The sequence below is a fragment of the Candidatus Pantoea soli genome, from assembly GCF_007833795.1.
GTDB classification, from domain to species: Bacteria; Pseudomonadota; Gammaproteobacteria; order Enterobacterales; family Enterobacteriaceae; genus Pantoea; species Pantoea soli.
Genome location: NZ_CP032702.1, coordinates 1,723,566 through 1,737,417, shown reverse-complemented (window position 1 = coordinate 1,737,417; position 13,852 = coordinate 1,723,566). Strand labels below are relative to the sequence as shown.

The 13,852-nt window shown below is 62.0% G+C and carries 9 protein-coding genes; 6 read left to right on the top strand and 3 right to left on the bottom strand.

Annotated elements, in window-relative coordinates:
- Positions 1-63: 63 nt before the first annotated feature.
- The 4 genes from D8B20_RS08090 to D8B20_RS08075 all read left to right on the top strand — a co-directional run bounded on the left by D8B20_RS08090 (position 64) and on the right by D8B20_RS08075 (position 8,057).
- Positions 64-1,242, top strand: a complete 1,179-nt coding sequence (locus D8B20_RS08090; RefSeq protein WP_145888388.1) for a benzoate/H(+) symporter BenE family transporter — start codon at positions 64-66, stop codon at positions 1,240-1,242.
- Between the two features lie 151 nt (positions 1,243-1,393).
- Positions 1,394-2,725, top strand: coding sequence for an SrfA family protein (locus D8B20_RS08085; protein ID WP_145888387.1), 1,332 nt, complete (start codon positions 1,394-1,396; stop codon positions 2,723-2,725).
- Positions 2,726-2,727: 2 nt separating this feature from the next.
- Positions 2,728-5,700, top strand: coding sequence for a virulence factor SrfB (locus D8B20_RS08080; RefSeq protein WP_145888386.1), 2,973 nt, complete (start codon positions 2,728-2,730; stop codon positions 5,698-5,700).
- Positions 5,697-8,057, top strand: a complete 2,361-nt coding sequence (locus tag D8B20_RS08075; RefSeq protein WP_145888385.1) for a virulence factor SrfC family protein — start codon at positions 5,697-5,699, stop codon at positions 8,055-8,057. The genes D8B20_RS08080 and D8B20_RS08075 overlap by 4 nt, the downstream gene beginning before the upstream one ends.
- Here D8B20_RS08075 and D8B20_RS08070 read toward each other — a convergent pair whose 3' ends face one another.
- The 3 genes from D8B20_RS08070 to D8B20_RS08060 form a co-directional block, all read right to left on the bottom strand.
- The gene (locus tag D8B20_RS08070) at positions 8,058-8,327 is read right to left on the bottom strand and encodes a barstar family protein (RefSeq protein ID WP_145890478.1); all 270 of its coding nucleotides are present in this window, start codon (positions 8,325-8,327) and stop codon (positions 8,058-8,060) included.
- A 2-nt stretch (positions 8,328-8,329) separates the two neighbouring features.
- Complete coding sequence (locus D8B20_RS08065) at positions 8,330-8,764, bottom strand: ribonuclease domain-containing protein (RefSeq protein ID WP_145888384.1); 435 nt, start codon at positions 8,762-8,764, stop codon at positions 8,330-8,332.
- An 88-nt stretch (positions 8,765-8,852) separates the two neighbouring features.
- Positions 8,853-9,203, bottom strand: a complete 351-nt coding sequence (locus tag D8B20_RS08060; RefSeq protein ID WP_145888383.1) for a helix-turn-helix domain-containing protein — start codon at positions 9,201-9,203, stop codon at positions 8,853-8,855.
- Positions 9,204-9,495: 292 nt separating this feature from the next.
- On the opposite strand from D8B20_RS08060, the gene D8B20_RS08055 reads away from it, so the two are divergent.
- Together D8B20_RS08055 and oqxB are read left to right on the top strand one after the other, a co-directional pair.
- On the top strand, positions 9,496-10,650 hold the full coding sequence (locus tag D8B20_RS08055; protein ID WP_145888382.1) for an efflux RND transporter periplasmic adaptor subunit: 1,155 nt from the start codon (positions 9,496-9,498) through the stop codon (positions 10,648-10,650).
- A gap of 18 nt (positions 10,651-10,668) precedes the next feature.
- The gene (oqxB, locus tag D8B20_RS08050) at positions 10,669-13,827 is read left to right on the top strand and encodes a multidrug efflux RND transporter permease subunit OqxB (RefSeq protein WP_145888381.1); all 3,159 of its coding nucleotides are present in this window, start codon (positions 10,669-10,671) and stop codon (positions 13,825-13,827) included.
- The last annotated feature ends 25 nt before the right edge of the window (positions 13,828-13,852 follow it).

Here is a 13,852-nt window from a genome sequence, read left to right as displayed (position 1 = left end):
CACTTGTCCGCAGCGCCCGGTCATGCCATATTGTGCGTTATAACGCACAACAGGATGTGACTGATGACAACTGCCGCGGCGCGCCACGCCTTCTCGTTCCCGATGCTGGTTTCAGGATTTATTGCCGTGCTGATTGGCTACAGCAGCAGCGCGGCCCTGATTTTTCAGGCGGCGCAGGCGGCAGGCGCCACGCCGGCGCAGATTGGCGGCTGGTTCTCTATGCTGGGCATCGGCATGGGGCTGGCGTCGTTAGCGCTCTCCCTCTGGACAAGAATGCCCATCCTTGCGGCCTGGTCCACGCCAGGTGCTGCCCTGCTGGCCACCAGCGTACAGGGGCTCAGCCTGAATGAGGTGGTCGGCGTGTTTGTCGCCACCAACCTGCTGATTGTCCTGAGCGGCATCACCGGCCTGTTCGCCCGTCTGATGCACCACATTCCGCAATCGCTGGCGGCCGCCATGCTGGCCGGCATCCTGCTGCGCTTCGGCACCGCCACCTTCAGCGGATTACAGGACAACGCCGCGCTGTGCGGCAGCATGTGTCTGGTCTGGCTGGCGGGCCGCCGCTGGCTGCCGCGCTATGCCATTCTTATGGCGCTGCTGGCCGGCGTGCTGGTCGCGCTGGGACAGCACGCCATCCACTTTCCGTCCGGCGCGCTGACCTTTAGCGTGCCGCAGTTCATTATGCCGCACTTCAGCCTGACGGCGCTGCCTGGCGTGGTGTTGCCCTATTTTCTGGTCACGATGGCCTCGCAGAATGCCCCCGGTATCGCCACGCTGCAGGCCCACGGCTATCAGCCGCCGGTCTCCGCCCTCACCGGCTGGACCGGCTTTATCGCGCTGGTTCTGTCGCCGTTTGGCGGTTTTTCCGTGTGTATTGCGGCTATTACCGCCGCTATCTGTATGGGCGATGAAGTGGATGCCGATCCGCGCCGCCGCTGGATGGCCTCAGCCATCGCCGGGCTGTTCTATCTGCTCACCGGCCTGACCGGCGCGCTGGTTGCCGTGCTGCTCAGCGCCCTGCCGCCGGTGCTGATTGCCACGCTGGCGGGCCTCGCGCTGCTGGTGACGCTGGCCGGCAGCCTGCAGCGCGCGCTGGCCGAGCCGGCGCAGCGTGACAGCGCCATCGTGGCCTTTCTTGTAACAGCCAGCGGCGTTTCACTGTTCGGCGTTGGTGCCGCCTTCTGGGGGCTGGCGGGGGGACTGCTGGTGCATCTGCTGCTGAGCCCGCGCCGCGCTGATTAAAAAACCAGCACCTGCGCCGACGCTGACAGAATAACGCCCTGTTTTCCCCCTCTTTTCCGCCGTTTGATTATGCTGTATTTGGCTTAAGATCACTTTCATCGCCAACACACACGATGTTCTGCCTCAGACAACCATCGATAAGGGCCAACGAGTGGCAAAAACTTTTCTGCGCAGCGGCAATCTGGATACGCTTCTGGCACTGGGTGAGAACGGTCAGCCAGTCTGGGCTTCTGCCCTGCAAATCCGCGAGACGTTGCGTCTGCGCCGCCAAACCACGCTGGCGAACTGCCTCGCCATTCCTCAGGCCAACGACAAAGGCGACCGCCTTGACTGGTATGCCCCGTTCAACGGCAAGGTAAAATCCTGGCTGGCCGCCAGCGATCGCGAACGCCGTCTGGCGCTGGAACTGCTTACCCTGAACCAGCAGGATCTGCAGGCGCTGAGCCTGCGCGCGCGCGACGCGGAAAATCCCGCGATGCGCCTGTTTGGCGCACTGCTGAGCAAAACGCTGCAGTTCCCCGATCAGCAGTATGTCTATCTGGTGGATGGCCAGCCAGTGATCACCTTCTGGGGCTTTGTCGATCCGCAGGCGCGCACGCGCGAAGATGCGCTGGCCTGCCTGCGCGACACGCTGGATGAGGCGCTGCCGCCGCTGGTGGCCGAGCCGCCGGCCCCTGCCGCTCCGCCGATCGCCGCCGTCAGCGACGCACCGCTGGTGACCGAGGTCACCCCCGAACCAGAGCCGCTGCCAGAGCCGGAGCCTGTGCTCCCGCCGGCGGAGCCCGTGCCGCCGCCTGCTGTGGCGCCGCGTGCGCGCCTGCGTCCGCTGGCGCTGCTGCTGCCGGTCGCGGCGGCAGCCGCCGCCGGTGTCGCCTTCTGGCTGCACAGCCCCGCACCGCAGAACAATCCGCCCGCCGACACTGCACAGGTTGCCCCGGCCGCCGCTGGCGCACCGCCGGCGGCACTGGTGAAAGCGGCCGCGCTTGCGACCACGCTGCCGCAGCGCCAGGCCAGCGTCGTGGCAGCACCGGCGGCAGAAACGCCTGCGGCACCTGCCCCTGCGCCGGCTGAAATCGTGGCGGAACATACCGAACCCGCCAAAGCTGACGACCTGGTGATGACCGCCGACGATGCGCGCCTGGGCTCAGTGAAATTTATCAATGGCAACTGGCGCGTCACCCTGCGTCAGACCAACCTGCCGACCGGCAAGCCGCCCAGCCTGCGCTATCAGATTCGCAACGGCAAAGGCACGGCGCTGATTGTTCAGGGCGACAACATCCGCTGCAAAGCCGATGTGACCGCCGCCATGACCAGCGCAGGCACCATGGTGGTACGCAGCCGCTACACCGCCAGCTGCAGCGATAAATCGCGCTACCGCATGCCAGAGCTGGTGTGCAAAGCCGGTGATGGTATCGCCAGCTGCACCGCGCAGTATGGCGCGGACCAGGCATTCCCGTTGACGATTAAGCGTGAGAGTAAGTAACCATGTTAGCTCCCCTGATTGATGACAAACAAAAAATCACGCTGATCGAAGATAGCGGTGTGCAATTTCTGGATTTCGGACTGCGTCTGCCGGCACTGCAGGCGCGCCGCCAGTTTGTGCGGCAGACGGCAAATGGTCCGCTGCTGCGCCTTAACGTGGATGGCAACAGCGGCAAATTCCTGCTTTATCCGCAGGATGGCGGCGCGGCGGAAGTGGTACGCCCGGAATCGGATATCGCGCTGGCGGATTCGCTGCTGCTGCTGGCTAATCAGTGGCTGCCGCTGCCGGTACTGCGCTGCACCAGCGGCCGCCGCTTTATCGGCGGGCCGGACAACTGGGCGCGCCTGCATCTGGCGCCGCTCAGCCAGCCGGATGCCGCTGGCAATACGCACCGCATCACGCTGGCGTTTGATACCCGCATCGTGGCGGAGCAGGATGGCGGTGAACAGCTGGGGCTGAGCAAAGCCGATGCGCAAAACGGCGTCAGCTTTGCCCTTGCCTGGCATAACTATGAACTGGGTGAGTTTCTCGATCTCACCTGGGTGGATGGCTGGCTGCGCGAAACTTTTACGCAGCAGGTGCACGCGCTGCAGTCGCGCCGCGAGCAGGAGCTGAACCAGGCGCTGCGTGAATTTGAATATCAGGCACACTATCTGAACGTGCTGGAGCTGCTGGGCGAACAGCTCGATCTGGCGGAAATTTATATTCAGGCCAGCTCGCTGCAAACCCCGGCGGTCAATGTCGATATCATTCTGGACGTGGGCAACTCCCACACCTGCGGCATTCTGGTCGAAGACCATGCCGAAGAGAGCAACGGTCTGCGCCAGACCTATGAACTGCAGCTGCGCGATCTGTCGCAGCCGCATCAGGTCTACAACGAACTGTTTGACAGCCGGCTGGAGTTTGCCGAAACCCGGTTTGGTAAAGCCAGCTTCTCGCTGGAAAGCGGGCGGGAAAATGCCTTTATGTGGCCGTCACTGACGCGCGTCGGCCGTGAAGCCAGCCGCCTGGCGCTGCTGCGTGCCGGCACCGAAGGCAGCACCGGCCTCTCCAGCCCGCGCCGCTATCTGTGGGATGAAGCACGCTATCAGCCCGGCTGGCGCTTCAACGCCAGCGGCAGCAGCGATGAACCGCAGGCCACTGCGCTGCCCTTTACTTTATTACTGAACGATGAGGGCCAGCCGCTGCACGCGCTGGCCGAAGATGATCGTCTGCCGGTGTTTACCGCCAGCTACAGCCGCAGCTCGCTGATGACCTTTATGCTGTGCGAACTGCTGGCGCAGGCGATGATGCAGATGAACAGCGTGGCGCAGCGCCAGCGCATGCCGCAGAGCCAGGCACCGCGTCAGCTGCGTCACGTGATTCTGACGCTGCCCTCGGCGATGCCAAAACCCGAGCGCGAAATTTTCCGTCGCCGCATGCAGGAAGCGATTGCACTGGTATGGAAAACCGAAGGCTGGCATCCGGCAGAAGAGGATTTCAGCCCCGCCAGCCAGGCACGCAGCCTGCGCCCGGTGCCGGATGTGCAGATGGAGTGGGATGAAGCGACCTGCGGCCAGATGGTGTGGCTGTTCAACGAAACCCAGGTGAATTTTGCCGGCCGCGCGGAGGACTTTTTCACCAGCATGGTTCGGCCGGATCGCCCGCGTGAAGCCGATGAGCAGCCGGGCAAAAGCCTGCGCATCGCCTCGATTGATATCGGCGGCGGCACCACCGACCTCGCCATCACGCAGTATCGTCTGGATGATGGTCAGGGCAACAACGTAAAAATCACCCCGCGCCTGCTGTTCCGCGAAGGCTTTAAGGTGGCCGGTGACGACATTCTGCTGGATGTGATTCAGCTGTGGATCCTGCCGGCGCTGCAGCAGAGCCTGCAGAAAGCGGGCCTGACGCTGGCCGAGCCGCTGATGAACAAACTGTTTGGTCACGACAGTCGCATGGACGGTCAGGCGACGCTGCGCCAGCAGGTCACGCTGCAGCTGTTTATTCCACTGGCGCAGGCGGTACTGGAGCGCTACGAAAACTGGGACCCGCTCGACAGCCACAGCGAAATCAACGCGCTGTTTGGCGAACTGGTGCCGCAAAAACCGGCCAGCAGCGTGCTGGCGTTTGTTAACGGTGAAATCCAGCGCACGCTGGGAGGCGACAGCCGTTTTGATCTGCTGGAGGTGCCGCTGGTTGTGAGCATGGCGCAGCTGCACGGCGAGTTCCTGCAGCACCGCATGGCGATTATCCCGGCGCTGCGCGCGATGTGCGAAGTGGTGTCGCTGTATCAGTGTGACGTGCTGCTGCTGACCGGCCGGCCGTCCCGCTTCCCGGGCATTCAGGCGCTGGTGCGCCACCTGCAGCCGCTGCCGGGCAGCCGTATTTTATCGCTGGAAGGCTATCACACCAGCGACTGGTATCCGTTTAACAAACAGGGCCGCATTGATAACCCGAAATCCACCGCGGCAGTGGGCGCGATGCTGTGCCTGCTGGCGCTGGATCTGCGTCTCAGCAGTTTCTGGTTCCGCGCCGGGGATTTTGAGCCCTATTCCACCATTCGCTACCTGGGCGTGCTGGACGAAAATGCTACGCTAAGTGATGACAACCTGTGCTACAGCGAGATCGATCTCGACAGCGAAAGCTTTGCGCTGGACCGGAAAAGCAGCTTCCGCATCCGCGGTAACGTCTGCCTCGGGTTCCGTCAGCTGGAAAATGACCGCTGGCCGGCTTCGCCACTCTACAGCCTGAGCATTGTCGATCCGCAGCTGGCGCGGAAAGTGGCCGGCGAGAGCGTGCTGCGCATCAAGCTGGCCGTGCAACCTGGCCCGGATAATGCCGGCCCGGAACGCATGGTGCTGAGCGATGCACGTCTGGATGACGGCACGCGCGTGCCACTGGAACACCTGAGCCTGAAACTGAACACGCTGTCCGCCACTGGCAACGCAAATGCGCAATATTGGATCGACAGCGGGAGCGTCTGTAAACGATGAGAACTGCGAAAAAAGCCACGCCTGTCACGCCTGCCAAACGGCTGAGTCTGTTGCAGGAAACCCTTGACGGCGCACTGAACTGGGTGGAGACCCATCAGGCGCACTCACCGCGTCTGACGCTGGAAGCCGATACGCTGCGCCTGCAGCTGCGCCGGGCGCGGGTAGAGAGCCACGCACTGGCGCGCCAGCTGGCACGTCCGGTCACGCTGGCGCTGTTTGGCCAGTCACAGGCCGGTAAAGCCTGGCTGCTGAGTGAGATGGTCGGCGATGCGCAGGGACAGCTGATCGCCCGCCTCGGCGATCGCACCCTTAACTATTTCCAGAACATCAATCCGGGCAATGCAGATTTTGCCATTGCCACCCGCTTTACCCATCAGCGTGAAGCGCCGTCCGGGGCCTGGCCGCTGGAGATGACGCTGCTGAGCGATGCCGAGCTGATCCGCCTGATACTGGCCAGTGCCAGTCGCGACGCGCAGCCGGACAGCGCAGCCGTTGACGCCGGGCTGCAGCGTCTGCAGCGCCATCGACAGAGCGAGCTTCAGCCTGGCCTTGATAGCGATGCGCTGATTACGCTGTGGGCGTGGAGTCGCCGTCAGCACTGCCATGCGGAGGCGCTGGATCGGCACTTCTGGCTACAGGCAACCGAACTGGCCCCGTGGCTCAACACGGATGACCGCGTGCAGCTGTTTGCGCTGCTGTGGCCCGGTCAGCCTGCGCTGAGCGAGTGTCTGCGCCACCTGCTTCATCTGCGTCATCAGTTGCGTCAGGCACCGCGCGTGCTGGCACCGCTCAGCCTGCTGAGCGATGATGCGGCGCTGCCGGCGGAAAAACTGATCGGCAGCGAGGCTGAGGACGATGAGATGATTGAAGTCTGTCCGGTGGTGGGCAATCGCGTTGCTAAACCGCAGCAGGTGCCGCTGGGCCTGCTGGCGCTGCTAACGCTGGAGATCACGCTGCCGCTCTGCTCCACGCCGCGCCAGGCGCTGTACGATGACGCCGATATGCTGGAGCTGCCGGCACCGGGCACCCCGGCCGATCGCCATCAGCAGGAAGAGCTGATGCGGCTGCGCCAGCGTGATGCGCTGCGCGCCACGCTGCTGGACCAGAAACGCGCCCTGCTGCCCGGCCTTTACGCCGCGCGTCAGGGCATTGATTTAATGCTGATCTGCACCGCGGCCAGTCAGCGTCAGGATGCGGACCGCGCGGCCAGCGCGCTGCGCGAGTGGCAGCTGCATCAGCAGGTCAGTAAACCGCGCCTGATCTGGGCCATTACCCCGCACGATGCGCGCTATCAGCAGCAGCAGATGAATGTGGATGAAGCGGTGCAGCGGCAGATTGGGCAGCCGGGTCAGAGCTGGGGATCGATGCTGGCGCTGGATCGCGCGGGCGTCGATCGCATGGGCAGCTGGCTGCAGGATGAGATGCAGCCGGAAGCGCGGCGCGACCGCCTGGCGCAGCAGCTGACGCAGCTGCAGCAGAAACTGGTGGAACGGCTGCAGCCGTGGACGGAATCCAGCGCGACGCCAGAGCAGGCCGTGCGCAAACAGGCGATTTCAGACACGCTGCTGAAGTGCCTGCAGCATCGTACCGGCCTGCACGGAGAGCTCCTGGAGCGTTTACAGCCTTCACGTGAAGCGGTGCGGCAGCTATGGCTGAGCCAGAGCGCGTCTCACGTTGCGCCGGTGCACAGCAGTAAAACCGACATTGCCGGGCAGAGCTATTTTGGCATTGGCTTTGAGTTCGACCTGTTTAAAGATGAACCGGTGGCAACCGCCGAGCCGCGTGCCGCCGGGCAGCGCGATCAGCAGTTTCCGCAACAGGTGCTGGCGCTGTGGCTGGAGCATTTGCGCCAGCTGCCGGAAAGCCGCAGCCTGCTGGCGCTGCTGAACGTCGATAAAGCCACGCTGGAACTGCTGGTTGAGGAGCTGATCACCGCCAGTTTCCGTCTCAATATTCTCAGCAAACTGCAGCAGGCGCTGAATGAGCCGGAGGCGCAGGCCAGCGCACACGAGGCGCGTACCGATCGTCAGGTCTCGCGCGCGATGACGGTGCTGGGGGATTTCGTGGCCTGGCTGGGCTTTTTGCAACGGCCGGAGAGCGAACGGCCGGAGAGCCGCGTTAACCGCGGGCAGACGATTTTTGCCCGCCCGCCGGCTCCCAGCGTCACCTTCTCACCGGGTCAGCGCCTGACGCGTCTGTCAGCCGCCCCGGCCAACCACACCGCCTATTACATTTATGACTGGCTGGTCGGCCTGAATACGGTCATTGTGGAGAACAACGGCTACACCGGCGGCGGCGATTTACCGGCGCAGGCCAGGCAGATGCTGGCGGTGCTGCTGCTGCCGCTGCATGCCTGATCAGCTATACACCAGGCGCAGCTCACCGGCGGTTTGCTGCGCCGCTTCCGCCAGCAGTGCCAGCACCGGCGCAAATTCCGCACTCTCCTCCGCCTGACCGGCATGCTGCAAATGCAGCGTGGCTGGCAGGGCCATGCCGCCAGTCAGCCAGTCCCACAGGGCATCAAGGTTATAGCCGAAATGCGGCGGACAGCCGCTTTGCTGCACCAGCGCCTGATAAAACGCCTGGCGGTCAGCGAGTCGGGCAAAATCAAAGGTCAGCGTCAGCATCATCAGGGTACCGGGGTGAAACTGCGATAGTGGTCGGTGGTCAGAAAAATCAGACCATCAGAAGAGTACAACAGACGATCGGCCTCGCGGTGGCCGCAACGATAGTTCACATCCGCTTCATACCACTGCCGGCCGGATTGCGCGGGCAGCCGCTTTTCACGGTTGCTGAAACGATCGCCGCCAATTGCCCTGCCCGGCAGCACGTCACACAGATTGCCTTTGGCCGGGTTCCAGCCCTGCCGGCGCGCTTCACTTTTCGTCAGGTAAAAATCGGGTAATCGATGGTGCTGCTGCAGCCAGCGGGCCACGTGTTGCGCCTCGGTTTGCTGCGCGATATCCGCCTGGCCGGTGGCCGGTTTACCGCTCAGGTGCGGTTTTAATCCGATCCAGCTGACAACCAGTGCGAGAAGAAGTCCAATCCAGCGTATTTTTGACATGATGACATCCCGTAAAGCAGGACGCCGATAATAGCAGGTTTAGGGCGAAGAAAAACGCGGGCCAGCATGGCTGGCCCTGGCGGAGAAATTACTGCTGCATCGCACCCGGGCTGTGTGCGGCATGACGACGCCACGCGCCGGGTGCCACCCCGTACTGGCGTTTAAAGCTGCGGTTAAACGACTGCTGCGAATCGAAGCCCAGCGAAATGGCCACGTTGAGGATCGGTTCGTTGGTGGTCGTCAGACGATCCGCCGATTTCTTCAGCTTTTTCGCCCGGATGTATTCGCCCAGCGGATAGCCGGTGTGCTCTTTGAACATGCGCTGCAGGTGCCATTTTGAGTAGCCTGCGCGGTCCGCCACCGTATCCAAATCCAGACGTGCTTCAATGTTGTTATCAATCCAGTCAATCAGATCGTGAATAAAGGCGTCGCTCATCATCCCATTCTCTCCCGTCGTTGTGACGAACAGTATCAGTATCAGTTGCAGTTACACTTTAAGGGTGACTGACTATCGCATTTAATGCAAGTTTTATTATTACATTAAATGCCGCACTCGCCGTAGGGGCTTTCCGCACAACCGGTGGCGCACGCAAAACCGCACATAAAGTGTATCAGATATTCTTGCAGTTGCAGTTCGCCCAAGCCTACACTCATCGCGTTTAAATGCAATCTTAAAAGTTGCAGATTTTTCGTACGTTTCCTTTCTTTTTCACCAACGCGGAATAACAACAATGCATCTGCAAACATATGGGGTTCGTCGGGCCGTAAGCCTGTCAGGAGTGGTGTTGCTGGGTAGCCTGCTGGCCGGATGCGATCGGGGAGTGGCGCAAAACGCCCCGCCCCCGCCGCCTGAAGTGAGTGTCGCGCAGGTTGTCGAACAGCGGGTCAGCCACTGGGATAGCTTTAACGGGCGCATTGAGGCGGTGCAGAGCGTTCAGCTGCGTCCGCGCGTGTCGGGCTATATCGATCAGGTCAACTATCGCGAAGGCGATGAGGTGAAAAAAGGCCAGGTGCTGTTCACCATTGACGATCGCACCTATCGCGCCACCCTGGAGCAGGCGCAGGCCGAACTGGCCAATGCGCGCACCCAGGCGGCGCTGGCGCGCAGTGAATCCGCGCGCACTGATAAGCTGATCGGCACTAACGTGGTCTCCCGCGAAGAGTGGGAACAACGCCGCTCGGCCGCGCATCAGGCGCAGGCCAGCGTGCTGGCCGCGCAGGCCGCCGTGGATATGGCGCAGCTGAACCTCGATTTCACCCGCGTGACGGCACCGATTGATGGCCGCGCCAGCCGGGCGATGATCACCACCGGTAACCTGGTGACCGCCGGTGACAGCGCCAGCGTGCTGACCACGCTGGTCTCGCAGGATCGCATGTATGTCTATTTCGACGTCGATGAATCCACCTACCTGCACTACCAGGCGCTGGCGCGTCAGGGAGAGAACCGCGGTTCGCTGCCGGTGGAGATCGCCCTTACCGGCGAAACGGGGTTCCCGCACCGCGGCACCGTTGATTTTCTTGATAACCAGCTGACCGCCAGCACCGGCACCATCCGCATGCGCGCCACGCTGGACAACCGCCAGCGGCAGTTCACGCCCGGGCTGTTCGCCCGCGTGCGGTTGCCGGGCCGCGCGGATTCCCGTGCGCTGCTGATTGACGACAAGGCGATTCTGACCGATCAGGATCGTAAGTATGTGTATGTGCTTGACGCACAAGGCAAAGCCGAACGCCGCGACATTCAGCCGGGCGAGATGGCTGACGGGCTGCGCATTGTGCAGCAGGGTCTGAAGCCGGACGATAAAGTGATCGTTAACGGTTTGCAGAAAGTGTTTATGCCAGGCATGCCGGTGAAAGCTCAGCCGGTGGCGATGCGCGCCGCGCAATAATAATCGAGACTGCCCGTTATGGATTTTTCCCGCTTTTTTATCGACCGACCGATCTTCGCGGCGGTGCTGTCGATTCTGATTTTTACCACCGGCCTGATCGCCATTCCGCTGCTGCCGATCAGTGAATATCCCAACGTTGTGCCGCCCAGCGTACAGGTACGCGCCGAATATCCGGGTGCCAACCCGAAAGTGATTGCCGACTCCGTGGCGACGCCGCTGGAAGAAGCCATCAACGGCGTGGAAAACATGATGTACATGAAATCCGTGGCCGGTTCAGATGGCGTGCTGGTGACCACCGTGACCTTCCGTCCAGGAACCGATCCGGATCAGGCCCAGGTGCAGGTGCAAAACCGCGTAGCGCAGGCCGAAGCGCGCCTGCCTGAAGAGGTGCGCCAGCTGGGTCTGACCACGCAGAAACAGTCGCCAACGCTGACGCTGGTGGTGCATCTGTTCTCGCCGCACGGCAAATACGATTCGCTCTACCTGCGTAACTACGCCACGCTGAAAGTGAAAGATGAGCTGGCCCGCCTGCCGGGCGTCGGCCAGATTCAGATCTTCGGTGCCGGCGATTACGCCATGCGCGTCTGGCTTTACCCTGACAAAGTTGCCGCGCGCGGAATGACAGCCGCAGATGTGGTCAGCGCCATGCAGGAGCAGAACGTGCAGGTCTCTGCCGGCCAGCTGGGCGCGGAGCCGACGAAGAAAGCGAGTGATTTTCTGCTGTCGATTAACACCCAGGGACGGCTGGAGAGTGAAGAGCAGTTTGGCAATATCATCCTGAAAACCGCCGATGACGGCACGCTGGTGCGCCTGCGTGACGTAGCGCGTATTGAGATGGGGTCCGGCAACTATGCCCTGCGCTCGCAGCTGAACAACAAAGATGCGGTGGGGATCGGTATTTTCCAGTCTCCGGGCGCCAATGCGATCGACCTCTCGAACGCGGTGCGTGACAAGATGGCCGAGCTGGCAACCCGCTTCCCGGATGATGTGCAGTGGGCTGCGCCATACGACCCGACGGTGTTTGTCCGCGATTCGATTCGTGCCGTGGTGCAGACGCTGTTTGAAGCCATTGTGCTGGTTGTCCTGGTGGTAATCCTGTTCCTGCAGACCTGGCGTGCCTCCATTATTCCGCTGCTGGCAGTGCCGGTGTCGGTGGTGGGCACCTTCAGCGTGCTCTATCTGCTGGGCTTTTCGCTGAATACCCTGAGTCTGTTCGGGCTGGTGCTGGCAATCGGTATCGTGGTGGACGACGCCATCGTGGTGGTGGAGAACGTCGAACGCAATATCGAACAGGGGCTGACGCCAGTGGCGGCGGCGCATCAGGCGATGCGCGAGGTTTCCGGGCCGATTATCGCCATTGCGCTGGTGCTGTGCGCCGTGTTCGTACCGATGGCGTTTCTTTCCGGCGTGACCGGCCAGTTCTATAAGCAATTTGCCGTGACCATCGCGATTTCCACGGTGATCTCGGCAATTAACTCGCTGACGCTCTCCCCGGCGCTGGCGGCGAAGCTGCTGAAAGCGCACGGCGCACCGAAAGATATGCCGACGCGGCTGATTGATCGCCTGCTGGGCTGGCTGTTCCGTCCGTTCAACCGCTTTTTCCAGCGCAGTTCAGACGGCTATGAGACGCTGGTTGGAAAAACCCTGCGCCGTCGCGGTGCAGTGTTTGGGGTGTATGTGCTGCTTCTGGTGGGCGCCGGCTTTATGTTCCATACCGTGCCGGGCGGCTTCATTCCGACGCAGGACAAGCTCTACCTGATTGGTGGCGTCAAGATGCCGGAAGGTTCCTCGCTGGCGCGTACCGATGAAGTGATTCGCAAGATGAGCGAAATCGGCATGAACACCGAAGGCGTGGCCTACTCAGTCGCCTTCCCGGGTCTGAATGCGCTGCAGTTTACCAATACGCCCAACACCGGCACGGTATTCTTTGGCCTGAAACCCTTCAGCGAGCGCAGCCGCAGCGCGGCGGAAATTAACGCCGAGCTGAATGCCAAAATTGCCAAAATTCAGCAGGGCTTTGGCTTCTCAATTATGCCACCGCCGATTCTCGGTTTAGGTCAGGGCTCCGGCTATTCGCTGTATGTGCAGGATCGCGCCGGGCTGGGGTATGGCGCATTGCAGACCGCCATCAACGCGCTTTCCGGTGCGGTGATGCAAACGCCAGGCATGATGTTCCCGATCTCCTCCTATCAGGCCAACGTGCCGCAGCTGGATGTGCAGGTGGACCGTGATAAAGCCAAAGCGCAGGGCGTCTCGCTGACGGACCTGTTCAGTACGCTGCAGGTGTATCTGGGATCGTCCTACGTCAATGATTTCAACAAGTTTGGCCGCACCTGGCGCGTGATGGCGCAGGCCGATGGCGATTTCCGCGACAGCGTGCAGGATATCGCTAACCTGCGCACCCGCAATGACCGCGGCGAGATGGTGCCGATTGGCAGTATGGTGAACATCACCACCACCTATGGCCCGGATCCGGTGATTCGCTATAACGGCTATCCGGCCGCAGACCTGATTGGGGAAGCCGATCCGCGCGTGCTTTCGTCAGCACAGGCGATGGAAAAACTGGAGGCGCTCTCTGGTCAGGTGCTGCCAAACGGGATGAACATTCAGTGGACCGACCTGAGCTATCAGCAGGCGACCCAGGGCAATACGGCGTTTATTGTCTTCCCGGTGGCGGTGCTGCTGGCGTTCCTGGTGCTGGCGGCACTCTATGAGAGCTGGACGCTGCCGCTGGCGGTGATTCTGATTGTGCCCGTGACCATGCTGTCGGCTCTGGTGGGCGTCTGGCTCACCGGCGGCGATAACAACGTCTTCGTGCAGGTGGGTCTGGTGGTGCTAATGGGCCTGGCCTGTAAGAACGCCATCCTGATTGTTGAATTCGCCCGCGAGCTGGAGATGCAGGGGAAAGGCATTGTCGAGGCGGCGCTGGAAGCCTGTCGCCTGCGTCTGCGCCCGATCGTCATGACGTCGATCGCCTTTATCGCCGGGACGGTGCCGTTGATTCTGGGTGAAGGTGCCGGTGCGGAAGTGCGCGGCGTCACCGGCATCACGGTGTTCTCCGGTATGCTTGGCGTCACGCTGTTTGGCTTGTTCCTGACGCCGGTGTTTTATGTCACGCTGCGCAAGCTGGTAACGCGCAAGCCGCAGCCGGAAGCCGACGTGCAGACGGTGTCATAACGGCAGAAAAGTGAAAATCCGGGCC